Annotated in this window: 10 protein-coding genes and 6 tRNA genes; 15 read left to right on the forward strand and 1 reads right to left on the reverse strand. The window is 64.5% G+C overall.

The features are described from left to right. Nucleotides 1–8 precede the first annotated feature (8 nt). The 8 genes from ACTORR_RS22025 (at nt 9) to mgtE (ending at nt 4,211) form a co-directional block, all read left to right on the forward strand. Nucleotides 9–1,244, forward strand: coding sequence for an aspartate kinase (locus tag ACTORR_RS22025; protein WP_099815407.1), 1,236 nt, complete (start codon nt 9–11; stop codon nt 1,242–1,244). Nucleotides 1,245–1,409: 165 nt separating this feature from the next. Beyond that, a complete protein-coding gene (csrA, locus tag ACTORR_RS22030; protein ID WP_003254503.1) occupies nt 1,410–1,598 on the forward strand; it encodes a carbon storage regulator CsrA in 189 nt (62 codons plus the stop codon). Nucleotides 1,599–1,670: 72 nt separating this feature from the next. After that, a tRNA-Ser gene (locus ACTORR_RS22035) sits at nt 1,671–1,761 on the forward strand. 106 nt (nt 1,762–1,867) lie between these two features. Beyond that, a tRNA-Arg gene (locus ACTORR_RS22040) sits at nt 1,868–1,944 on the forward strand. A 72-nt stretch (nt 1,945–2,016) separates the two neighbouring features. Then, nucleotides 2,017–2,093, forward strand: a tRNA-Arg gene (locus tag ACTORR_RS22045). Between the two features lie 72 nt (nt 2,094–2,165). Next, a tRNA-Arg gene (locus ACTORR_RS22050) sits at nt 2,166–2,242 on the forward strand. 70 nt (nt 2,243–2,312) lie between these two features. Next, nucleotides 2,313–2,389: transfer RNA gene (locus ACTORR_RS22055), tRNA-Arg, on the forward strand. Between the two features lie 379 nt (nt 2,390–2,768). Continuing rightward, nucleotides 2,769–4,211, forward strand: a complete 1,443-nt coding sequence (mgtE, locus tag ACTORR_RS22060; protein WP_054886203.1) for a magnesium transporter — start codon at nt 2,769–2,771, stop codon at nt 4,209–4,211. A gap of 92 nt (nt 4,212–4,303) precedes the next feature. Here the strand turns inward: mgtE and ACTORR_RS22065 are convergent, their stop codons facing one another. Further along, nucleotides 4,304–4,630: an Arc family DNA-binding protein gene (locus ACTORR_RS22065; protein WP_003254499.1), complete on the reverse strand. Its 327-nt coding sequence runs from the start codon at nt 4,628–4,630 to the stop codon at nt 4,304–4,306. A 347-nt stretch (nt 4,631–4,977) separates the two neighbouring features. Between ACTORR_RS22065 and phnN the strand changes: the two genes are divergently transcribed. From phnN to ACTORR_RS22100, 7 genes are all read left to right on the forward strand, one after another. Then, nucleotides 4,978–5,565, forward strand: a complete 588-nt coding sequence (gene phnN / locus ACTORR_RS22070) for a phosphonate metabolism protein/1,5-bisphosphokinase (PRPP-forming) PhnN (RefSeq protein WP_054886202.1) — start codon at nt 4,978–4,980, stop codon at nt 5,563–5,565. A 128-nt stretch (nt 5,566–5,693) separates the two neighbouring features. Next, a tRNA-Arg gene (locus tag ACTORR_RS22075) sits at nt 5,694–5,768 on the forward strand. 204 nt (nt 5,769–5,972) lie between these two features. Then, a complete protein-coding gene (locus tag ACTORR_RS22080) occupies nt 5,973–6,950 on the forward strand; it encodes a TauD/TfdA family dioxygenase (protein ID WP_313364882.1) in 978 nt (325 codons plus the stop codon). A gap of 144 nt (nt 6,951–7,094) precedes the next feature. Then, entirely contained in the window at nt 7,095–10,490 is a 3,396-nt protein-coding gene (locus ACTORR_RS22085; RefSeq protein ID WP_441343894.1) for an amino acid adenylation domain-containing protein, read from the forward strand. Between the two features lie 2 nt (nt 10,491–10,492). Continuing rightward, nucleotides 10,493–18,259 carry a non-ribosomal peptide synthetase gene (locus ACTORR_RS22090; protein WP_313364880.1) on the forward strand — a complete coding sequence of 2,589 codons (7,767 nt, stop codon included), beginning with the start codon at nt 10,493–10,495 and terminating at the stop codon, nt 18,257–18,259. Beyond that, nucleotides 18,252–22,379: an amino acid adenylation domain-containing protein gene (locus ACTORR_RS22095; protein WP_441343895.1), complete on the forward strand. Its 4,128-nt coding sequence runs from the start codon at nt 18,252–18,254 to the stop codon at nt 22,377–22,379. Before ACTORR_RS22090 ends, ACTORR_RS22095 begins: the two co-directional genes overlap by 8 nt. A gap of 129 nt (nt 22,380–22,508) precedes the next feature. Then, nucleotides 22,509–24,212 carry a ShlB/FhaC/HecB family hemolysin secretion/activation protein gene (locus ACTORR_RS22100; protein ID WP_409521014.1) on the forward strand — a complete coding sequence of 568 codons (1,704 nt, stop codon included), beginning with the start codon at nt 22,509–22,511 and terminating at the stop codon, nt 24,210–24,212. Nucleotides 24,213–24,217 lie beyond the last annotated feature (5 nt).

The following is a 24,217-nucleotide window of genomic DNA, read 5'->3' on the forward strand; positions in this document are numbered from 1 at the left end:
CCATTGAAATGGCGTTGATCGTACAGAAATTTGGCGGCACCTCTGTCGGTTCCATCGAGCGGATCGAGCAGGTAGCCGAAAAGGTCAAGAAACACCGTGAAGCGGGCGACGACCTGGTGGTTGTGCTGTCGGCCATGAGCGGTGAAACCAATCGCCTGATCGATCTGGCCAAGCAGATCACCGATCAGCCGGTTCCGCGTGAGCTGGATGTGATCGTGTCGACCGGTGAGCAGGTCACCATTGCCCTGTTGACCATGGCCTTGATCAAGCGTGGTGTGCCAGCGGTGTCCTACACCGGCAACCAGGTGCGCATCCTCACCGACAGCGCGCACAACAAGGCGCGCATCCTGCAGATCGACGACCAGAAGATCCGTGCCGACCTCAAGGAAGGCCGCGTGGTCGTGGTGGCCGGTTTCCAGGGTGTCGACGAGCACGGCAGCATCACCACCCTCGGCCGTGGTGGCTCCGACACCACCGGCGTGGCCCTGGCGGCTGCGCTGAAGGCAGACGAGTGCCAGATCTACACCGACGTCGATGGCGTCTACACCACCGACCCGCGTGTTGTGCCGCAGGCGCAGCGCCTGGAGAAGATCACCTTCGAAGAGATGCTGGAAATGGCCAGCCTTGGTTCCAAGGTGTTGCAGATCCGCTCGGTGGAGTTCGCCGGCAAGTACAACGTTCCGCTGCGCGTGCTGCACAGCTTCAAGGAGGGTCCAGGTACCCTCATTACCATTGATGAAGAGGAATCCATGGAACAGCCGATCATTTCCGGTATCGCCTTCAACCGTGATGAGGCCAAGCTGACCATTCGTGGCGTACCGGACACCCCGGGCGTTGCCTTCAAGATCCTCGGCCCGATCAGCGCTTCGAACATCGAGGTGGACATGATCGTGCAGAACGTTTCCCACGATAACACCACCGACTTCACCTTCACCGTGCACCGCAACGAGTACGAGAAGGCCTACAGCGTGCTGGAAAACACCGCGCGTGAGATCGGTGCCCGTGAAGTGATAGGCGACACCAAGATCGCCAAGGTGTCGATCGTCGGCGTTGGCATGCGCTCCCACGCGGGCGTTGCCAGCCGCATGTTCGAAGCCCTGGCCAAGGAGAGCATCAACATCCAGATGATCTCCACCTCCGAAATCAAGGTCTCGGTGGTCATTGAAGAGAAGTACCTGGAGCTGGCCGTACGCGCGCTGCACACCGCGTTCGAACTTGACGCTCCGGCCCGACAGGGCGAGTAACGCCTTGCCTGGAGGGCGCGGCTTGGCCGCGCCCTTCGCGTTTCTGGTCGCCACGCAGGCGTTGGCCTGCCAGCGGGGCGATCATCCAGGCCATGTGCGTCGTCCGCGCTCAGGCCTGACATCCCAAGACTGTAATCCCTGAATGTTTTGCGTAAGGAGAAAGCTATGTTGATTCTGACTCGTCGGTGCGCCGAGAGCCTGATCATTGGAGACGGCGAGATCACCGTGACGGTGCTTGGCGTGAAAGGCAACCAGGTGCGTATTGGTGTCAGCGCCCCTAAAGAAGTGGCCGTTCACCGCGAAGAAATCTACCTGCGGATCAAGAAAGAGAAGGACGAGGAGCCAAGCCTTTAATTTTTTTGAAGTTTTTTTCAAAAAAAGGGTTGCAAACGAGGAAGAGCCTGTTTAATATTCGCCTCGTGTTGCGGTGAGGTGGCCGAGTGGCCGAAGGCGCTCCCCTGCTAAGGGAGTATACCTCATAAGGGTATCGGGGGTTCGAATCCCCCCTTCACCGCCATTATTTGCGTAGGGCGCTGTAAACGGTAAGAACGCTAAGTCGTTGAAGTTAAACGAAAAAGTTCTTGCAAAAATGTTTCAGCGAACTATCATGCGCGGCAAGACACGGACTCATAGCTCAGCTGGATAGAGTACTCGGCTACGAACCGAGCGGTCGCAGGTTCGAATCCTGCTGAGTCCGCCACTTTTGAAGTGGCTTTGCATGCAAGGCTGCTTCAAATCACCAGTGGTAACCTGGTCTAAAATTACCAAACGCGGACTCATAGCTCAGCTGGATAGAGTACTCGGCTACGAACCGAGCGGTCGCAGGTTCGAATCCTGCTGAGTCCGCCACTTTTTTGAAGTGGCTCTGCTTGCAAAGTCGCTTCATGCGCCAGCGGTATCTGGTTTGAAACTGCCAACCACGGACTCATAGCTCAGCTGGATAGAGTACTCGGCTACGAACCGAGCGGTCGCAGGTTCGAATCCTGCTGAGTCCGCCACTTTTGAAGTGGCTCTGCTTGCAAAGTCGCTTCATTCACCAGCGGTATCTGGTTTGAAACTGCCACCCACGGACTCATAGCTCAGCTGGATAGAGTACTCGGCTACGAACCGAGCGGTCGCAGGTTCGAATCCTGCTGAGTCCGCCATACACGATAAGAAGCCCGCTCACTTGAGCGGGCTTTTTGTTTTTCTCTTTCACTGTTTTGTCAGTGATGCCTGACTAGACTGCACAGTAACCAGCCCGACTGACTTTTGCGCGGTAGATGTGTTCTTTATCACGCGCATGCCGTCGCACAGGTGGCATCGAGCGTTGTCCCAGCTTTATCTCGCAAACGATTGTTCTGGCCGAAATTTTAAGCGATCTGACAGCTCAGGCAGTGTATGATTGCGCCCGTCAGCCCCGCCGGGGCTTGTGGAAAACCACCATGGACTTACCCAGTAGTTACTCCCTAACAAGTTTCTTACAGCTAGATCTGACTGATTGATTCTCCCGGCGTGCTCCGCTGCTGGGAGTGGAGTTCGCCTATGACTGAAGTAGAAGTAAAGAAAGCTCAAGAGAGCCTGCAGGATCGCCTGGCCCAGGTGGTCGAACTGCTGCAGCGCCAACGTGTGGTGGAAGACCTGACCCACCGTCAGGAAGGTCAGCACAACGACCTGGTTGAAAACCTCGTCCACCGTCAGAATCTGGTCGACCTGCAGCGCAAGCTGGACGACCTGCACCCTGCCGACATCGCCTACATCCTCGAAGCCTTGCCCTTGCAAGACCGTCTGACGGTCTGGCAGCTGGTGCGCTCGGACCGCGACGGCGACATCCTCCTCGAGGTTTCCGACTCTGTTCGTCAGTCGCTGATCGCCGACATGGACGATCACGAAATCCTGGCTGCCGCCAAGGAAATGGACGCCGACGAACTGGCCGACCTGGCGCCAGAGCTGCCGCGTGACGTGGTTCACGAACTGATGGAAAGCCTCGATGCCCAGCAGCGCGAGCGGGTGCGCTCGGCACTGAGTTACGACGAGGAGCAGGTCGGTGCGCTGATGGACTTCGAGATGGTCACCATCCGCGAAGACGTCAGCCTGGAAGTGGTGCTGCGTTACCTGCGCCGCCTGAAAGAGCTGCCCAACCATACCGACAAGCTGTTCGTGGTCGATTATGAAGGCATTCTCAAGGGCGTATTGCCAATCAAGCGCCTGTTGGTCAACGACCCAGAGAAGAAAGTGGCGGAGGTCATGGCGACCGACCCCGTGTCTTTCCATCCTGAGGAAGATGCCTACGACGCGGCTCAGGCCTTCGAGCGTTATGACCTGGTTTCGGCGCCAGTGGTCGACAAGGGTGATCGTCTGATCGGCCGTCTGACGATTGACGAAATGGTCGACCTGATCCGTGAGGAGAGCGAAAGCGAAGTCCTCAACATGGCCGGTTTGCGTGAAGAGGAAGACATCTTCGCCTCGGTCTGGCGTTCGCTGCGCAACCGTTGGGCCTGGCTGGCGATCAACCTGATTACCGCCTTTGTCGCCTCACGGGTGATCGGTTTGTTCGAAGGATCGATCGAGAAGCTGGTGGCGCTGGCTGCGCTGATGCCAATCGTTGCCGGTATTGGTGGCAACTCGGGCAACCAGACCATCACCATGATCGTCCGTGCCATGGCGCTGGACCAGGTGTCGCCGGGCAATACCAGCCGGCTGATGCGCAAGGAGCTGGCGGTGGGGCTGCTCAATGGCCTGGTCTGGGGTGGGGTCATCGGCGCGGTGGCCTTCTGGCTCTATGGCAGCTGGTCTCTTGGCGTGGTGATGACCGCCGCCATGACGCTGAACCTGTTGCTGGCGGCCTTCATGGGCGTGCTGATTCCCATGACCCTGACGCGCCTGGGGCGCGATCCGGCCATGGGTTCGAGCGTGATGATCACCGCCGTGACCGACAGTGGCGGCTTCTTCATCTTCCTGGGCCTGGCGACACTGTTCCTGCTCTGAGACGGATCATGCAGGAGCGGCCGTGTCGCTTTTAAGACGCAACCAAAAAAGCCAGCATACGCTGGCTTTTTCGTGTCTGCTCGCTGCCGGCCTCAGGAGGCGTCGGCGGCCATTTCCACATCGTGAGCGATGAGGGCCACCAGCGCATTCTGCTGGCGGTGTGACAGCTGGCGGAAACGTTGCAGGAGCTCGCGCTCATGCAGCGACAGCTCCGGGCTGTCCAGGCGCATGCTCAGCTCGTCGCCCAGCGCACCTTCCTGGATAAGGCTCTGCTCCAGGCGCGCGATGATCTCGGAGTTCATGCTGCGGTGATGGTTGCGCGCTACCTCGGCAATGCGCTCACGCATCCCGTCTGGCAGGCGGACGACGAACTTGTCAGCGGTGCGGCTCGAATAAATAGCCTGTTTCATTGGGCGCATATAAATTGACCGGATTTACTGGTTCAGGGGAAGCGGTTCTCAAATTGGCCGCACGGGGTGGAAGTACGACCGTGGCGACGACAAAATGTTCAACCGTCATGAATATTTGGAAGGTCATCTTGCCTCATGGTCGCCGTTTCCTTGGCGTCAATTCTGTGACAAATAGTGAGCCGGATAAAGGCTTTTTGCCAGTACCAATTATCAGAAATGAGTACTGGTTTGAAAAGTTTTACATCATCCGGCCCGTCGCACCGTCAGCCTTTTGCCGCCAAAAACCTGCAAAACGCAGCAAAGGACACAGAAAACACCTAGAATGCGCGGGTTTCCTTCCATAGAGAATAGTGGCTATGCAACATGACGCAAGCGCCCGAGATGGAGCCTCAGGCCGCCTGATATTCCTGATAGGACCCTCAGGTTCGGGAAAAGATTCCCTGATCGATGCTTCTCGCGCGCAATTGTCCGCCGCAGGGGTGGAAATTGCCCGTCGCGTTATCACGCGTTCCGCCGAGGCCAAGGGTGAAGCAGCCCATGGCGTAAGCGCGGAGCGGTTCGCGCAGATGCGCGAGGAGGGCGCCTTCGCCATGCACTGGCGGGCCAATGGCCTGGAGTACGGGATCCCGGCCCAGGTGGATCAGTGGCTGGCGCAAGGGCACTCGGTGCTGGTCAATGGTTCGCGGGCTTATCTGCCTGAAGCGCAGACGCGCTACCCTGATCTTTTGGCCGTGTGCCTGGAAGTGCAACCCGAGGTGCTGCGTGAACGCTTGCTCGCCCGTGGGCGGGAAACGCCGGGGCAGGTCGACCAGCGCCTGGCGCGCAATGCCCGGCTGAAATTGGAAGCTGCACCGTCGATCCACCACCTCGACAATTCAGGTGACCTGGCAACGGCAGTTGTGGCCCTGCTCGGTCTGCTGCGTCAGGAAAAATTGATTGCCTGAACGGCACTCAGAAAAAACCTGCGTGCAAAAAGCCCGATTCAGGCATGACAAACGGTGGCGCGCTGGTTAACATGCTCGCCGTCCCGCTGTTGCTGCATTCAGGCAGCACACATGGCTGGCGGGTTTCAGTCCCTGTAGTTTAATGGATAGAACGGGGTCCTCCTAAGACTCTGGTGCAGGTTCGATTCCTGCCGGGGACGCCATCCACGCTAAATCCCTCCCTCTTCCCCTCGTTTCCTTTGCACAAGGCCGACGTGCGCTGCGCGCGCCCGAACCGGAGCTTGCTGTCATTTCATCGAGGGTCGAAGGATGCTTGCCGCCACCTGCTTCAAGGCCAGCCAGGCGCTGCCTGTTGCCTATCAATTGCTGCTCAGCCCGCTGCGGCCGGTTGCCGCAAGGGGGAGATCATGAGCGCCATACTGGAACTGCTGGCCCGGCCTCTGCTGCCTGGCCAGCGCAGCCTGCCCTTGCTGGTCGAGGCGCCCCACGCCGGCCTGGACCTCAACGAGGCGCTGGAGCCGATCCGCGAGCTGGTCGACCGCCACTTGCTCGACGCCGGCGGCATCCTCTTTCGCGGCTTCAATGTGGGCGGCGCCGAGGCTTTCCGTAGCTTCGCCGGCGGCTTCGGCCACCCGCTGCTCAATTACGAATTCGGCTCTACCCCGCGCAGCAACGTTACCCAAGGCGTGTACACCTCCACCGAGTACCCGCCGCACCAGAAGATCCCGCTGCACAACGAACAGGCCTACACCCGTGAATGGCCGATGAAGATCTGGTTCTACAGCATGATCGCCGCCGAGAGTGGAGGGGAAACACCCATCGCCGACAGCCGCGAAGTGTTCCGCCGGATCGACCCGCGCATCCACGAACGTTTCAACCGCCATGGGCTGATGTATGTGCGCAACTTCGGCAATGGCCTGGATGTGCCTTGGGAGCAGGTGTTCAACAGTGACGACCCGGCAGTGGTGGAAGCCTACTGTCAGCGCCATGCGATCACCTGCGACTGGAAGGACGACGGCGAGTTGCGCACCCGCCAGATCTGTCAGGCCGTGGCCCGCCACCCGCGAACCGGCGAGGATGTGTGGTTCAACCAGGCGCACCTGTTCCATGTGTCCAACCTGCCGCCCGAGGTGCGCGAGAGCCTGCTGGAGGTCGTCGACGAGGAAGACCTGCCACGCAATGTCTACTACGGCGACGGTTCGCCCATCGAAGACTCGATCCTCGACGAGGTGCGCGGTGTGCTGGATGAGTGCACCATCGCTTTCCCGTGGCAGGAAGGCGATGTGCTGATGCTCGACAACATGCTCGCCGCCCACGCCCGCAGCACCTTCACCGGCAAGCGCAAGGTGATCGTGGCCATGGCTGAAGGCCACGCTGCGGGCTGAATCAGGCGGCAGGGCGGAGTCCGCCGGCACACCTTCGGGCGTACCGGCGGGTTTTACATATAGCACCTAAATGCGAGCCGTAATCATTCGTTCAACAGGTATCGCGGAGCCCAGGGCGGCTCCCATCACCGGTTCGGACGACCTATGAGCACCCTCGATCAATCCCTGAAGCTGGCGCGCCGCTTCATTGAACTGCCGCTGGAAAAACGCCGTGTCTTCTTCGCCGCCCTGCGCGACGAGCAGGTCGATTTCACCAGCTACCCCATCCCCGACTGCAGCGGCATCGCCGGCCGCGACCAGCTCTCCTATGCCCAGCAGCGCATGTGGTTCCTCTGGCAGCTGGAGCCGGGCAGCGCTGCCTACAACCTGCCAGGGGCCGTGCGCCTGCTCGGCAGGCTTGATCATCAGGCGCTTGACCTGGCCTTTGCCGACCTGGTGCAGCGCCACGAGTGCCTGCGTACCACCTTCGAGGAAGTTGACGGGCAGGTGTTGCAGCGTGTCGGTGACGGTGCGCAGGTGCAGGTCCGCCATGTCGACCTGTCCGCCCTTGATGCGGATCAGCGCCTGCAGCGAACCCGTGAAGAAGTCGCCCGCGAAGCCGGCCAGCCGTTCGACTTGCGACAAGGCCCGCTGCTGCGAGCCGCGCTGCTGCAACTGGCTGCGGATGAACATGTGCTGCTGCTGACCATGCACCACATCATTGCCGACGGCTGGTCGATGAACATCCTGATCGACGAGTTCATGCGCTGCCTGGACGCCCGCAGCGCCGGAAACCAGGCCCAATTACCGGCGCTGGCCGTGCATTACCGTGACTACGCCCTGTGGCAGCGCAGCTGGATGGAAGCCGGTGAGCAGGCCCGTCAGCTCGACTACTGGCGAGCTCAGCTGGGCGAGGAGCATGAACCCCTGGAATTGCCCACCGACCGGCCACGCCCGGCACAGCCGAGCCATGCCGGTGCGCGCCTTGAATTCGCCATCGACGCCGAGCTGCGCAGCGGCCTGAAGGCGCTGGCCCAACGTCAGGGTACGACCTTGTTCGTGGTGCTGCTGGCAGCCTTCAAAACCCTGTTGTACCGCTACAGCGGGCAGGGTGATATCCGCGTCGGAGGCCTGATCGCCAACCGCAACCGCGGTGAGGTCGAGGGACTGATCGGCTTCTTCGTCAATACCCAGGTGCTGCGCAGTCAGCTGGATGGGCAGCAGACGTTCGAGCAGCTACTGACAGCGCTGCGTCAGACTGCCCTCGGCGCCCAGGCCCACCAGGAGCTGCCATTCGATGCGCTACTGGAGGCGCTGCAGCCCAACCGCAGCCAGAGCCACAACGCGTTGTTCCAGGTCATGTACAACCATCAGCCGCTGGTCACCGACATCCAGGGCATGCGCCTGGGTTGCGGCTTGCAACTGGCGCATCTGGACGCCGAACAGAGCGTGGCCGGCGCCCGCAGCCATGCCGCTGCCAGCGACCTGATGCTGGAAACCCGCGAGGAAGGCGAACGCCTGCTGGCGGCCTTCACCTACGCCACGGATCTGTTCGATGCCGCCACCGTCGAGCGCATGGCCGGCCACTGGCGCAACCTGCTGCGCAGCGTGCTGGCCAACCCGCAATGTCGAATCGGCGAGCTGGAATTGCTCGATGCGGCTGAATCCCGCCAACTGCAGGCTTGGGCACTGCGAGCACCTGCACCTCAGGCAGCGGCGTTGGCCCACCAGCGCTTTCAGGCCCAGGCAGCGCGTACGCCCGAGGCGGTCGCGCTGGTGCTGGCTGGCGAAGGGCAGGGCGCCAGCCTGAGCTATGCCGAGCTGGAGCGTCGCAGCAACCGCCTGGCCCAGTGCCTGGTGCGGGCGGGTGTCGGCCCCGAGGTACTGGTCGGTGTGGCGCTTGAGCGTTCGCTGGACATGGGGGTTGCCCTGCTGGCGGTGCTCAAGGCCGGCGGTGCTTATGTCCCGCTGGACCCGCAAGCGCCCGGCGAACGCATCGCCCAGATGTTCGCCGACAGCGGCCTGCGTCTGCTGTTGACCCAATCGACCCTGCTGAGCCAATTGCCAGTGGCTGAGGGTATCGAGGTTCTGTGCCTGGACCAGGCACAGGGCGAGCAACCTGAGCATGCACCACAGGTATCACTGCAGCCGGGCAACCTGGCCTATGTGATCTACACCTCCGGCTCCACCGGCCGTCCCAAGGGCGTCGCCATCAGTCACGGCGCGCTGGCCGAGTTCTGCGAACTGGCCAGCGACTATTCGCGCCTGACCGCCGATGATCGCGTGCTGCAGTTCGCCACCTGCAGCTTCGACGGTTTCGTCGAGCAGTTCTACCCACCGCTGTGCGTCGGTGCCTGTGTGGTGCTGCGCGACCGCCACCTGTGGGACAGCACCCGCTTCCTGCACGCACTGCAACAGCACGGCATCACTGTCGCCGACCTGCCGGCTGCCTACTGGCACATGCTGGTGCAGGACTACGCGCGCGACACGCCACCGGCATTTGCCGCATTGCGCCAAGTGCATGTTGGCGGCGAAGCCATGGCGGTGGACGGGCTCGACCTGTGGCGCCGCGCCGGCCTGGCCGGTGTGCGCCTGCTCAATACCTATGGCCCGACCGAGGCCACGGTAGTGTCCAGCATCCACGACTGCACGGCGCTTACCTCGCGGGATGTGTCCTGGCGCGGTATCCCCATCGGCCAGGGGCTGGCCGGCCGGCGCCTGTGCATCCTCGACGGCGAGATGCAGCCCGTACCGGTTGGCGCCATTGGCGAGCTGTATATCGGTGGCCCGGGCCTGGCGCGCGGTTACCACGGCCAGCCCGCACTCAGCGCCGAACGCTTCCTGCCCGACCCCGACATGCCCGGCACACGCTTGTACCGCACGGGCGACCGTGCCCGTTTCGACGCCAATGGCGCCATCGAGTACATCGGCCGGGTCGATGATCAGGTGAAGGTGCGCGGCTTCCGTATCGAGCTTGGCGAGATCGAGATGCGCCTGCAGCAATGCCCCGGCGTTCGCGAAGCGGCGGTGCTGGCCCTGGACATGGCAGGTGGGCGGCAGCTGGTGGCCTATGCGGTCACCGACGCCGACGGCAGCGATGCCGAGGCACAGCGCCAGGCGATCCGCCAAGGCCTGCGTGCGACGCTGCCGGACTACATGGTGCCGTCGCATCTGGTGCTGCTGGACCGCCTGCCGCTGACCCCTAGCGGCAAACTCGACCGCAAGGCCCTGCCCGCGCCAGACCCGAGCCAGTTGCAGGCCGGCTTCCGTGCGCCAGTCAGCGAGCCGCAGCAACGCCTGGCGGCAATCTGGATGGAAGTCTTGCAGGTGCCCCGCGTCGGCCTCGACGACAGTTTCTTCGACCTGGGCGGGCATTCGCTGCTGGCAGCCCAGGTCATTGCCCGGATCAAGTCCGAACTGGGCGTCGCGCTGCCCATGCGCAGCCTGTTCGAACGCCCACACCTGGCTGCGCTGGCCGAAGAGCTGGAGACCCTGGGCGGTAGCGCCGACGAGGACTGGGCTGACATGGAAGCGTTCATGAATTCACTGGAGGAGGTTTGAGCATGACCCGCAACACGACGCTGCGTATCGCCGAGAAGTTCATCGGGTTGCCGCTCGAACAACGCCGCCAGTTCCTCGCCAGGCTGCGCCAGGATGGCAAGGACTTCGGCCTGCTGCCGGTCCCGGTCAGCCGCCATGGCCTTGAGGCCATTCCACTGTCCTACGCCCAGCAGCGCCTGCTGTTCCTCTGGCAGCTCGATCCGCAGAGCGCGGCCTACAACATGGCGGCCGGCCTGCGTCTGGAGGGAGAGCTGGACCAGAGCCGTTTGCAGGGCGCCTTCGACGCTCTGATCGAGCGCCACGAAGCGCTGCGCACCGTGTTCCAGGTCGATGGTGAACAGCCGCTGCAACGGGTGCTCGCGGCCGAGCCCCTGGCCCTGCGACATGTCGACCTCGGCACGGCCGACGAGGCCGAGCTGGCCCGCCAGGTGGAAGACGAAGTCGGTCGCCCGTTCGACCTGCTCAATGGCCCGCTGCTGCGGGCCAGCCTGTTCCGCCTGGGCCAGGATGAACACGTGCTGGTGGTGTGCATGCATCACATCGTTTGCGACGGTTGGTCGATGGACGTGATGGTCCGCGAATTCGTCCAGTGCTACCAGGGCGGCGCCCAGGGCTTGCCAGCGCTGCCGTTGCAGTATGCCGACTATGCCGTGTGGCAGCGTCGCTGGTTGGAAGCGGGCGAGGGCGAGCGGCAGTTGCAGCACTGGCGCGAGCAGCTGGGCGACGAACACCAGCTGCTCGACGTGGCGGCCGATTTCCCACGCCCGCCGGTGCAGAGCCTGCAGGGCGAGACGCTCAAGTTCGATTTCGGCGGGCCGCTGTCACAGCGCCTGCGCGACGCAGCCCGGGCGCAGGGGGTGACGCTGTTCATGCTGATGCTGACCGGTTACGCCGTGTTCCTCTCGCGCCATTCCGGCCAGCGCGACATCCGCATCGGCGTGCCCAACGCCAACCGCGGGCGCGAAGAGGTGGAAGGGCTGATCGGCTTCTTCGTCAACACCCAAGTGTTGCGCTGCGTGGTCGACGAGCGCCTGTCGCTGAGTGAACTGCTGGTGCAGGTGCGCGAAGCGAACTTGGCCGCCCAGGCCAATCAGGAGCTGCCCTTCGAGCAGTTGGTGGAAGTGCTCGCGCCCGAGCGCAGTCTTGGCCACAACCCGTTGTTCCAGGCCAAGTTCAACCAGAACGTCGGCGTGCAGAAGCAGACCGCGCTGCAACTGCCAGGGCTGGCCGTCAGCGAGTATCCGCTGCGCAAGGAAGGCACCCACTTCGACCTTGCCCTGGACATCACCGACGACGGCAGCCTGGTGCACGGCGAGATGACCTATGCCAGCGATCTCTACCAGCGTTCCACCATCGAAGGGTTCATCGCTGCGTTGCGTGAGCTGTTCGACACGTTGCTGACTGCGCCAGACACGCCGCTGCATACCCTGGTCAAGGCGCCTGTCGCAGAGGTTGCCAGCCACCGTGAGCAGCCGGCCCTGGTTCTGCAGCGTTGGGACGAGCAGGTGCGCCGCCAGCCCGAAGGCATCGCGGCCGCGTGTGCGGGGCAGCAGCTCAGCCATGCCGAACTGGACAGCCAAGCCAATCGCCTGGCCCATCAGCTGCGCGACCTGGGGGTCGCCACGGGAGCACCGGTCGCGGTGCTGATGGAGCGCTCGCTGGACTGGCTGGTGTGCCTGTTGGGCGTTCTCAAGGCCGGTGGCGTGTACCTGCCGCTGGACATCAAGGCGCCGGCCGAACGCCTGCAAGGCATGCTGCAGCGCAGCGGCGCGCAGGTACTGCTGTGTGATGCTGCTGAACTGCGTCAGCAGGCGTTGGCAGCGTCTGGTTGCCAGGTACAGCCCTATGCGCCAGAGCGCTGGGCCTCGCTGCCGGGTGATGCGCCAGAAACCGGGACACTGGCAGGTGCGCCAGCCTACGTGATCCACACTTCCGGCTCCACCGGCCAACCGAAGGGGGTGGTGGTCAGCCATGGCGCGCTGGCCAGCTATGTCGACGGCCTGCTGCAACGCCTGGATCTGGCCACGGACGCGAGCATGGCGCTGGTCTCCACCATCGCCGCCGACCTTGGTCACACGGTAGTGTTCGGCGCCCTGTGCTCCGGGCGCACGCTGCATGTGTTGCCAGAGACGCTGGGCTTCGACCCGGATGCCTTCGCCGCCTACATGGCCGAGCAGCGCATCGGCGTGCTGAAGATCGTCCCCAGCCACCTTAACGGCTTGCTGCAGGCGGCCAATGCTGGCGACGTGTTGCCCGAACATGCGCTGATCGTCGGTGGCGAGGCCTGCTCACCAGCGTTGTACCAGAAAGTGCGCGAGCTCAAGCCAGGCTGCCGCTTCATCAACCATTACGGCCCCAGCGAAACCACGGTCGGTGTACTGACCCATGAGCTGCAAGGTGCAGTGACCCAGGCGGTGCCGTTGGGCACTGTGCTGCCGGGGGCCAGCGTGCGGGTGCTGGACGATGTGCTCAACGGGGTGCCGGCGCGGGTCGCTGGCGAGCTGTACATTGGCGGCGACAGCCTGGCGCAAGGCTACCTGGGCCAGGCGGCTCTGACCGCCGAGCGTTTCGTGCCCGACCCGTTTGGCGCGCCGGGCACGCGCCTGTACCGCAGCGGTGACCGCGTGCGTCGCGACAGCGCGGGCTTGCTGCACTTCCTCGGGCGTGCCGACGATCAGGTGAAGATCCGTGGCTATCGTGTCGAGCCAGGAGAGGTCGGCCGCGTGCTGCGTGGCCTGGCGGGCGTGCATGACGCCGTGGTGCTGGCCGTCCCGCAAGGGGATGACGCCGCGCAGCTGCAACTGGTCGGCTGGTGTGTGCCGGGCACACCTCAGCTGAGCGTCGAGGCCCTGCGCGAGCAGTTGCAGGCGCTGCTGCCGGACTACCTGGTACCGGCCCATCTGCTGTTGCTGGGGCGCCTGCCGCTGACCGCCAACGGCAAGCTGGACCGCCGCGCCCTGCCGCAGCCGCAGGTGCAGCTCAAGCGCCATGTCGCCGCCATCACACCGCTGGAAGAGCAACTTCTGGCCATCTGGCAAGCGGTGCTCAAGCGTGACGACATCGGCGTCGAAGACAACTTCTTCGAACTCGGCGGTGACTCCATCCTCAGCCTGCAGATCATCGCCCGGGCCAAGCGCCAGGGCATCAGGCTGAGCCCGCGCCAGCTGTTCGAGAAGCAGACCATCGCCCAGCTGGCCCAGGTCGCCAAGGTGATTACTGCAGCGGCCAAGCCTGCCGCTGTTGCGCAGGTCAGTGGTGGCATGCCGCTGCTGCCGGTGCAGGCGCGCTTCTTCGAGCTGGGCCTGGATCAGCCTGGGCATTACAACCAGGCGGTCATGCTGCAGCCACGCCAGGCGCTGACGGCGAGCATCGTCGAACAGGCCCTGGCGTTGCTGGTCAACCAGCACGACGCACTGCGCCTGGCCTTCAGCAAGGTGGACGGCAGCTGGCATGCCGAGCACCGCACCGGCGCGCCTGGTGGGCTGCTCTGGCACCGCCAGGCGGCCGATGCCGCGCAGCTGCTGGCCATCGCCGAAGAGGCGCAGGGCAGTCTCGATCTCGTCCAGGGGCCGCTGCTGCGCGCCGTGCTGTGCGACCTTGCCGACGGTGGGCAGCGCCTGCTGCTGGTGATTCATCACCTCGTGGTCGACGGTGTGTCCTGGCGGGTGCTGCTGGAAGACCTGGAGCAGGCCTGCGTCGCCCTGTTGGCCGGGCGCACACCCGCACTGGCGGAGAAGGGCATGGCATTCAAGGCCTGGGCCGAGCGCTTGGTGGGCTGGGCCCAGGCGCCTGCCCGTGATGCAGAGCTGGCCTACTGGCAAGTGACTCTCGCGGGGCAGACCGGCGACCTGCCGGCAGCACGCCGCGACGCCGGGCTGCAGGTGCGTCACGCACGCACCGTGCGCTGCCGGCTGGATGCCGACACCACGCAGAGCCTGCTGCAGCAGGCTCCAGCCGCCTATCGCACACAGGTCAACGACCTGCTGCTGACTGCCCTGGCGCGGGTGCTGTGCCGCTGGACCGGGCAGGGCAGTGCGCTGGTCCAGCTGGAAGGTCACGGCCGTGAGGACCTGTTCGACGGCGTGGACCTGAGCCGCACCGTGGGTTGGTTCACCAGCCTGTTCCCGGTGGCGCTGACCCCGACCGACGACCTGAGCGGTTCGCTCAAGGCCATCAAGGAACAATTGCGTGGCGTGCCCGGGCGCGGCATCGGCCATGGCGTGCTGCGTTACCTCGGCAGCCCGGCGCAGCAGGCGGCGTTGCAAGCGCTGCCGCAAGCGCGGGTGACCTTCAACTACCTCGGCCAGTTCGACCAGGGCTTCGGCGAAGACCGGCTGTTCGCGCCCGCCCTGGAAAGCGTTGGCGCTACCCAGGCGGCCGATGCGCCATTGGGCAACTGGCTGAGCGTCAACGGCCAGGTGCTGGGCGGCGAACTGGAGCTGGGCTTCACCTTCAGCCAGGCGATGTTCGACGAGCCGGTGATCGCCAGCCTGGCCGATGACTACGCCGGTGAGCTGGCCGCGCTGGTCGCCCACTGCCTCGACCGCCAGGCCGGCGGCGCCACCCCGGCTGACTTCCCGCTGGCTGGCCTGACCCAGGCGCAGCTTGATGCGTTGCCGGTCGACCTGCGCCAGGTCGAGAACATCTACCCGCTGGCACCGATGCAGGAAGGCATGCTGTTCCACAGCCTGTACGACGGCCAAGCCAGCAGCTACGTCAACCGCCTGCGTCTGGACCTCGACGAGCTTGATTCCGAGCGCTTCATCCAGGCCTGGCAGCAGGCGCTGGACCAGCACGAATCGCTGCGTGCCGGGTTTGCCTGGGAGCAGGGCCTGGAAGCGCCACGCCAAGTGGTTCTGCGCCACGTCCAGCTGCCGGTCGAACGCTTCGACTGGGCTGGCGAGGCCGATATCGGCGCCCGCCTGGAAGCGCTGGCGCAGGCCGAGCAGGCTCGTGCCTTCGACCTTGGCCAGGCGCCGCTGCTGCGCCTGGTACTGGTGCGCACCGGGCCGCAGCGCCATCACCTGATCTACACCAGCCACCACATCCTGATGGACGGCTGGAGCAATTCGTTGCTCTTTGCCGCCGTGATGCAGGCTTATTCGGGGCAGCCTGCCGCGCTGGCGCAGGCCACCCGCAGCAACTACCTCGGCTGGTTGCAGCAGCAGGATCGCGCCGCTGCCGATGCGTTCTGGAAAGCCCAACTGCTCGACCTGGACGGCCCGACACTGCTCGGCGGCACACGCGATGCCAGTGAAGCCGGGCAGGGCGCCGTAGTGCTGGAGCTGGGCGAGGCCTTGAGCCAGGCACTGAAGCACTTTGCGCAGGCTCAGCAAGTCACCCTCAACAGCGTGCTGCAGGCTGCCTGGGCACTGCTGTTGCAGCGCCGCACCGGCCAGCGGCGGCCGTGCTTCGGCGCCACCGTGTCCGGGCGCCCGGCGGAGTTGCCGGGGATCGAGCAGCAACTGGGCCTGTTCATCAACACCCTGCCGGTGGCCGCCGAGCCGCAAGGGCAGATGCCGGTCGCCGACTGGGTGCGTGAAGTGCAGGCGCTCAACCTGCGCCTGCGCGAGTACGAGTACCTGCCGCTTTACGCCATCCAGGCAGCGGCCGGGCGCCATGGCGAGGCGTTGTTCGACAGCCTGCTGGTGTTCGAGAACTACCCGCTGGCCCAGAGCCTGTCCGACAGCAGTGCCGGGTTGCGTCTGTCTGGCCTGGACTATCAGGAATACAGCGGCTACCCGCTGACCCTGATTGCCGAAGCGCGGGATCAGATGCAGCTGACCTTCGCCTACCAGCGCCAGGTCTTAGGCGATGCGCAGGTGCAGCAAATAGCGGCCGAGCTGCGCCACTTGCTGCAAGGCTTCGCCAATGCGCCGCACGCCTTGCTGGGCAGCTTCGGGCTGGTCGACGCAGAGGCTCATTCGCGAATCGTGAAGGGTTGGAATGACACGGCACGGGACTACCCGGGCACGCCTTATGTACACCAGCTGTTCGAACAGCAAGCCGCCCGCCAACCGCAAGCGCCGGCACTGACCTTCGCCGACCGCACCTTGAGCTATGCCGAACTCAATGCCGAGGCCAACCGCCTGGCGCAGTATCTGCGCGGTCAGGGTGTCGGCCCGGACGTGCTGGTGGGCATCGCCGCCGAGCGCTCGGTGGAAATGGTCGTCGGCCTGCTGGCGATCCTCAAGGCCGGTGGCGCCTATGTGCCGCTGGACCCGGAATACCCGCAGGACCGCCTCGCCTACATGTTCGAAGACAGCGGCATCACTTTGCTGCTGACCCAGTCGCACCTGCGCGATGGCCTGCCGATCCCGGCCGGGCTGGCGGTGCTCGATCTGGACCGAGCCGAAGCCTGGGACGCGCTGGGCGCGCACAACCCGGAGGTGGCACTGCACCCGGAAAACCTGGCCTACGTCATCTACACCTCCGGCTCCACCGGCAAGCCGAAGGGCGCCGGCAACCGCCATATCGCCTTGCACAACCGCCTGGCCTGGATGCAGGAGGCCTATCAGCTCACGGCCACTGACAGCGTGCTGCAGAAAACGCCATTCAGCTTCGACGTCTCGGTGTGGGAGTTCTTCTGGCCGCTGATGGAAGGCGCACGCTTGGTCATGGCGCTGCCTGGTGACCACCGCGACCCGGCGCGCCTGGCCGAGCTGATCACCCGCGAACGGATCAGCACGCTGCACTTCGTGCCGTCGATGCTGCAAGCCTTCGTCGGCGACGAAAACGCCGCCCGCTGCACTTCGCTGCAACGCATCATCTGCTCCGGCGAAGCACTGCCGGTGGAACTGCAACGCCAGACCCTGGCGCTGCTGCCGCAGAGCGGTCTGTACAACCTGTACGGCCCGACCGAAGCGGCCATCGACGTCACCCACTGGACCTGCGTCGAGGAAGGCAAGGATGCGGTGCCGATCGGTCAGCCGATCGCCAACCTGCAGACCTACGTGCTGGACGGCGAACTGAACCCGGTCAGCCCCGGCGTGACCGGCGAGCTGTACCTGGGCGGCATCGGCCTGGCCCGTGGCTACCACCGTCGCCCATCGCTGACCGCCGAGCGCTTCGTCACCAGCCCGTTCGGCGCAGGCCTGCGGCTGTACCGCACCGGCGACCTGGCACGCCAGCGCGAAGATGGCGTGATCGAGTATGCCGGGCGCATCGACCACCAGGTGAAGATCCGCGGCCTGCGCATCGAACTGGGCGAGATCGAAGCCCGCCTGCAAGAGCTGGAGGCGGTACGCGAAGCCGTGGTGGTAGCCGGCGAAGGTCAGCTGGTGGCGTATCTGGTAGCTGAGCAGGCCGACAGCCTGGCGGCGATCAAGGCACATCTGGCCGCTGTACTACCGGACTACATGGTGCCAGCGCAGTGGGTTTTGCTCGAACAGATGCCGTTGTCGCCCAACGGCAAGCTCGACCGCAAGGCCCTGCCGAAACCGGAGCTGGGCCAGTCGCGGCGCGAGTACGTGGCGCCGCAGAACGAACTGGAGCAACGCCTGGCCGCGATCTGGCAGGAGGTGCTGCAGGTCGAGCGGGTCGGCCTCACTGACAACTTCTTCGAACTGGGCGGGCACTCGCTGCTGCTGGTGCGCCTGGTGTCCCGACTCAAGACCGAGTTTTCCGTGGAATTGCCGATTCAGGACGCCTACCTCGCCGACGACCTCGCTGCCCTGGCCGCCCTGGTGACGCGTAACGCGAGCCCGGCTGAACAAGACTACGACGCCATTTTTGACGCCTTGGACGAACTGGAGGCATTTGATGCTTAAGCAAGGGACCCAACAGGGCAATGAGCTGGTCCAGCGGATCAGCGGGCTGAACCACGACAAGCGCGTGGCCCTGTTCAAGCGCCTGCTGGAGAAAGGCGTCGATCCGGGCCGGTTGCCCATCGTGCCAATGGCTGAAGGCGAAGTGCCGCGCCTTTCCCATGCCCAGCAGCGTCAGTGGTTCCTCTGGCAGTTGGACCCGCAGAGTGCCGCCTACAACATGCCGGCAGCGCTGCGCCTGCAAGGCACGCTGAACCTTGCCGCGTTGCAGAGCAGCTTCGATGCCCTGGTGGCGCGGCACCCGCCGCTGCGCACTACCTTCGAGGCAGGTACAGGTGAGCCCCTGCAGCGAATCCACCCAGCAGGCCCGGTGGCCATCGAGCGCGTGGCCTTGCCGGGTGCCGACGACCTGGCCATTGCCGAGGCAGTGAGTCGTGAAGTGGTGCGCCCCTTCGACCTGCAGCGTGGCCCGTTGCTGCGGGTGCTGCTGCTGGAAATCGGTGCGGCGGACCGGGTGCTGGTCATCACCCAGCACCACATCGTCTCCGATGGCTGGTCAATGCAGGTCATGATCGCCGAACTGATCCAGCTCTATCAGGCTGCCTGCGAAGGTCGCGAGGCCAGGCTCCCGGCATTGGCCATCCAGTACGCCGACTTCGCCGCCTGGCAGCGCCAACTGCTTGAGGCGGGCGAGGGGCCGCGTCAGCTGTCCTACTGGACCGAGCAGCTGAACAATGCCCCTGCGGTGCTGGAGCTGCCCACCGACCGGCCACGTCCGGGCGTACCCAGCCAGCGTGGCCAGGCAGTGACCGGCACGCTGGACGCGCCGTTGCGCCAACGCCTGGTGGCCCTGGCACAGGCGCACGGCTGCACATTGTCGATGGTGCTGCTGGCGTCGTTTCAGCTGCTGCTGCGCCGCTACAGCGGCCAGAGCGATGTGTGCTTAGGCATGCCGTCGGCGGGGCGCAACCGGCCGGAGGTGGAGCCCCTGACCGGCTTCTTCGTCAACACCCTGGTGTTGCGCGGCCGGCTTGAAGATGACCTGAGCACCGCGCAGTTACTGCAGCACACCCGCACCACCTTGCTTGCCGCCCAGTCCAACCAGGACCTGCCGTTCGAAGCGCTGGTCGATAGCCTGGTGGCGCACCGCGACCTCAGCCACAACCCGTTGTTCCAGGTCATGTTCAACCACCAGGTGATGGGCGATGGCCTGGGCGCCACGGCGCTTGCCGGCCTGTCGCTGAGCCTACTGCCGGCACCGACCTCACAGGCCAAGTTCGACCTGGCGCTGGACACCCAGGAGCATGGCGGCCAGCTCAGTGCCAGCCTCAGCTACGCCACCGACCTGTTCGATACCGCTACCGCCGAGAAGATGTTCGCGCACTGGCAGAACCTGTTGCGGCGCATGAGCACCGAGCCCGCCAAGCCGATCGCCGAGTTGTGCATGCTCAGCGAAGACGAGCGCCATTGGCAGCTTGTGGCCTTGAATCCAGGCCTCGGCCAGCCGGCCGAAACGCGCACCGTGCATAGCCTGATCCAGCAACAGGCCCAACTGCGCCCGACCGCCCCGGCCCTGATCGTGGCAGGCAGGCAGCTTGACTACCAGCAGCTCAACCAGTGGGCCAACCGGCTGGCGGCGCGCCTGCATGAAGCGGGCGTAGGCCCGGAAGTGCGCGTGGGGATCGCGCTGGAGCGCTCCGTCGAAATGCTGGTCGGGTTGCTGGCCGTGCTCAAGGCGGGCGGTGCCTATGTGCCGCTGGACCCGACCCACCCGCATGAGCGGTTACGCTACATGCTCGAGGACAGCGGCGTTGCCCTGGTGCTGGTCCAGCCACATCTGCTGGCCGAATTGCCGCTACCGGCGGGCGTCGAGGTCTTGTCGGTGAGCGCTGATGGCGCCGAATTGCAAGGCTACCCCGCGCACGATGCCCACTTCCCGGTGGCAGCGGACAACCTGGCCTATCTGATCTACACCTCTGGCTCTACCGGCCGGCCAAAGGGGGTGGCGGTCACCCATGGCCCGCTGGCCATGCACTGCCTGGCGATTGCCGAACGCTACGGCATGACGCCTGAAGATCGCGAGCTGCAGTTTGCCTCGATCAACTTCGACGGCGCCCACGAGCGCTGGCTGGTGCCGCTGGTTTCCGGTTCGATGCTGATGCTACGCGACAACGATGCCTGGGATGTCGAGCGCAGCGCACGCGAGATTGCCGAGCATGGCATCACCATCACCTGCTTCACCCCAAGCTACCTGCAGCAATTGGCCGAGCATCTGGGCGATGATGGGGCAGGCTTGCCCATCCGTTCCTACACCGTGGGCGGGGAAGGCACCAGCCGCGCCACCTTCCAGCAAATCCAGCAGGTGTTGCGCCCGCCGCGCATCATCAATGGCTATGGCCCGACCGAGACCGTGATTACGCCGCTGCTGTGGGCGGCCCACCTGGACAGCAGCTTCGATGCGCAGTACATGCCGGTGGGCACTCCGGTCGGTGCGCGCTCGGCCTATGTGCTGGGCAGCGATCTGCAACTGTTGCCGGCGGGCGTGCCCGGCGAGCTGTATATCGGCGGTGAGGGGCTGGCACGCGGCTATCACCAGCGCCCGGGCTTGACCGCCGAGCGCTTCGTCGCCGACCCGTTCGGGCCACCGGGTGGCCGCCTTTATCGAACCGGCGACCTGGTGCGCCTGCGCCAAGATGGCGTGGTCGAATACCTTGGCCGGGTCGATCACCAGGTCAAGGTGCGTGGCTTCCGCATCGAACTGGGCGAGGTGGAATCGTGCCTGATGGGCATGGGGGAAGTGCGCGAGGCGGTGGTCGCCGTGGCAGGCGAAGGGCGAGGTTCGCGCCTGGCGGCCTACCTGGTGCTGGCGCCGGAGATGCAGTGGGATGCCGCGTTGCGTGGCCAGGTGCTCGCCCGGCTGCGCCAGGCCTTGCCCGAGTACATGGTGCCCGCGCATTTGCTGGTGCTGCCGGCCATGCCATTGAACCCCAACGGCAAGCTCGACCGGCATGCCTTGCCAGCCCCGGTGCTGGACCGTTCCGAGCACTATCGGGCGCCGGTCACGCCGCTGGAAGTGAGCCTGGCGAAGCTCTGGGGTGAGCTGCTGGAAGTGGAAGAGGTCGGGCTCGATGACAGTTTCTTCGAACTGGGCGGCAACTCGCTGCTGGCCATGGAGCTGGTGCGCCGGGTGCGGTTGGCAGCGTTGGACGGCTTCACCATGACCCTTCGCGATCTGATGACCACGCCGCGTATTGGCGAATTGGTCGGGCGCCTGCAAAGCGCTGCCAGCCAGGCCCCGGTACTCTTGCTGAACACCCCGGCGCAGGGCGCCACACCGCTGTTCTGCCTGCACGGCGTGCATGGCTCGGTGTTCGATTACCTGCCGCTGGCCAGGCGGCTGCAGCCGCAGTGGGCGGTGCATGGGATCCAGTGCCGGATGCTGTTCAATGCCGCCTGGGTCGACGTGGATGTCGAATCCATGGCCGCCGACTACTGTGATTACATCCGCGCCGTGCAGCCGCAGGGGCCGTATTTCCTGCTCGGTTGGTCGCTGGGTGGCGCCTTGGCGTTGCAGGTGGCCAGCGAGCTGGAGGCCCAGGGGCAGGTGGTGGCCTTCGTCGGGCTCCTGGACAGCTACTTGCCACAGGCCGATCAACAACAGCAATGGGATGAGCGCTTGCTGAGCCTGCTGCTGTCGCTGGGGGCCGATGAGGACGCCAGCCGCGCGCTGTGTAGCGGATGGCAAGGGCCTGAAAAGGATGAGCGGCTGCTGTCAAGTGAGCCAATGGAGGCGGTGCTGGGCAACTTGTCGGCAACCGTGGTGGCCGATCTCGCCATTGGCGAGCGGGTGGCCTTCGTGCGTACCACGCTGCAGCTGGACCGGGTCGCGATGGCCATGAAGGGTTTGCCAGTCACTCGGATGAAGCCGACCTGCTGGTGGGCGGCAGGGCGCGAAGCGACGGCGCAGGCGAGCCTTGATGTTCACTACGGCACGATGCTGCGGCACCTGAACAGCGATCGTGGCCATTTTGACCTGCCGCAGGATGCGCAGTTGATCGAGACGGTGGCCGGGCAGCTGGAGAGTATCGGCGTCGTACGCCAGGCGGCACTCTTAGAAGTCTGAGTAAGTTACGTGGTATTGCGCACTGCTATCCCAGGCACGACCGCTGAATGCAATTTTCTTGACGCCATTTTCCCATCTCCCTAAGATCCGCTATCAATGATGGCAAAATGACACATACAAGGAAGTTACATGCGGTTTCACCACCTCGCGATGAGGTTGTGCTTGATGGCCCTGGGGCTGTGCGCAGCTGAAAGCACCTTTGCGGCTACGCCGGGCGAACAAGATCTGATTCGCGATCGTCAGGACCGTCTGCTGCAAGAGCAGCAGCGTCGCCTCGATGAACTGCGCGACCTGCCAGGCCGCCAAACGTCGCAGCCCTCCGCGCCGGCGGCCGCTGATTCACGCTGTTTCCCCGTCGATACGATTCAGGTCAAAGGTGCCGACAGCCTGTCCCAGGCCGAGCGCGAGCGCCTGGTACAGCCTTGGGTCGGCCAGTGCCTGGGCGTTGTGCAGCTCAACGCCTTGCTCAAGGCCATCACCGATCAGTATCTGTCAATCGGCCAGGTCACCAGCCGTGCCTACCTGCCGCAACAGGATCTGACCACCCGCCACCTTCTAGTACAGGTAGTGGAAGGGCGCCTGGAAAGCCTGAAGAGTAGCGATGGCAGTGGGCTCTCGGCACGCGAATTGGCCATGACCTTTCTTGGCACGGTCGGTGAGCGGCTCAACCTGCGGGACATCGAGCAGATGGTCGATCAGCTCAACCGCCTGCCGTCCAACCAGGCGAAGATGGAATTGATGCCTGGAAATACCGTAGGCGGCAGCACCGTCGATGTACGTAACACCCCGGCCAAGCCTTGGCGCGCCAATCTGTCACGTAACAACGAAGGGCAGCGCGCCACCGGCGAACAGCAATGGGGTTATGGCCTGGAGTGGGACAGCCCGCTGGGCCTGGCCGACCAGTTGCTGGTCCGTGGTGGCCATGACGCCGTGAGCGACCATCAGCACACCTCCCACAGCGAGATGCTCAACTACAACCTGCCCTGGGGCTGGTGGAACTTCAACTATGCCTACAGCCAGAGCGCCTACCGTTCCCAGGCCATGGCCAACAACTTTGCCTTCAAACAGACCGGTGATACCCAGAACCATCAGTTTCGCGCCGAGCGGGTGATCTACCGAGACAGCGTTTCGAAGACCGCATTGAATACCGGCCTGGCCTACTTGCGCTCGAACAACTTCATCGAAGACAGCCGCCTGAAGAACAGCAGTAACCGGCTCAGCGAAGCGCAGTTCGGCATCAACCATGGCCGGCGCATCGGGACTGCGTTCGTCAACCTCGACCTGGGGATGCAGCAAGGCATCGGTGCCTTCGGTGCCCAGCCCCGGCAGACGGACGCCCCCGGCGACCCAGACGCGCGCTACCGCAAATACACCCTCACCCTCAGCTACCTGCAGCCGTTTGCATTGTGGAATGAACGCCTGAGCTTCAGCAGCCTGTTCACCGGGCAGCGCAGCGAGGACCCGCTGTTCAGCCCGCAGCGCATGAGCCTGGGCGGGCTGTCTTCGGTGCGTGGCTACAAGGACCAGTTCCTGACCGGTGACAGTGGTGGCTATTGGCGCAACGACCTGCGCTGGAGCCGCCCGATACAGCTTGAGTGGTTGCGCCCGCTGCTCGCCGAGTATGGCGCCAGCGTCGGTTACGACCAAGGCGTGATTCGCCACGACCGCTTCAGTGGCGACCAGCACGGCCGCGTCTCCAGCCATTCCCTGGAGCTGTTCGCCCGCGGCCAGCACCTGGCCGCCAGCGTCACCTTTGCCCATTCACTCGAACGCCCGGATGCGATCACCGAGCACGAGTCACCCATCTACTTCCGGCTGGACCTGCTGCTGTAAGCACC

It is taken from the genome of Pseudomonas sp. SAR267, from assembly GCF_052077595.1.
Classification (GTDB): Bacteria; Pseudomonadota; Gammaproteobacteria; order Pseudomonadales; family Pseudomonadaceae; genus Aquipseudomonas; species Aquipseudomonas vlassakiae.

Excerpts from the sequence above, each read along its gene's own strand:
- ACTORR_RS22025 (WP_099815407.1), top strand. The coding sequence starts at position 9 with ATGGCGTTGATCGTACAGAAATTTGGCGGCACCTCTGTCGGTTCCATC.
- csrA (WP_003254503.1), top strand. The coding sequence starts at position 1,410 with ATGTTGATTCTGACTCGTCGGTGCGCCGAGAGCCTGATCATTGGAGAC.
- mgtE (WP_054886203.1), top strand. The coding sequence starts at position 2,769 with ATGACTGAAGTAGAAGTAAAGAAAGCTCAAGAGAGCCTGCAGGATCGC.
- ACTORR_RS22065 (WP_003254499.1), bottom strand. The coding sequence starts at position 4,630 with ATGCGCCCAATGAAACAGGCTATTTATTCGAGCCGCACCGCTGACAAG.
- phnN (WP_054886202.1), top strand. The coding sequence starts at position 4,978 with ATGCAACATGACGCAAGCGCCCGAGATGGAGCCTCAGGCCGCCTGATA.
- ACTORR_RS22080 (WP_313364882.1), top strand. The coding sequence starts at position 5,973 with ATGAGCGCCATACTGGAACTGCTGGCCCGGCCTCTGCTGCCTGGCCAG.
- ACTORR_RS22085 (WP_441343894.1), top strand. The coding sequence starts at position 7,095 with ATGAGCACCCTCGATCAATCCCTGAAGCTGGCGCGCCGCTTCATTGAA.
- ACTORR_RS22090 (WP_313364880.1), top strand. The coding sequence starts at position 10,493 with ATGACCCGCAACACGACGCTGCGTATCGCCGAGAAGTTCATCGGGTTG.
- ACTORR_RS22095 (WP_441343895.1), top strand. The coding sequence starts at position 18,252 with ATGCTTAAGCAAGGGACCCAACAGGGCAATGAGCTGGTCCAGCGGATC.
- ACTORR_RS22100 (WP_409521014.1), top strand. The coding sequence starts at position 22,509 with ATGCGGTTTCACCACCTCGCGATGAGGTTGTGCTTGATGGCCCTGGGG.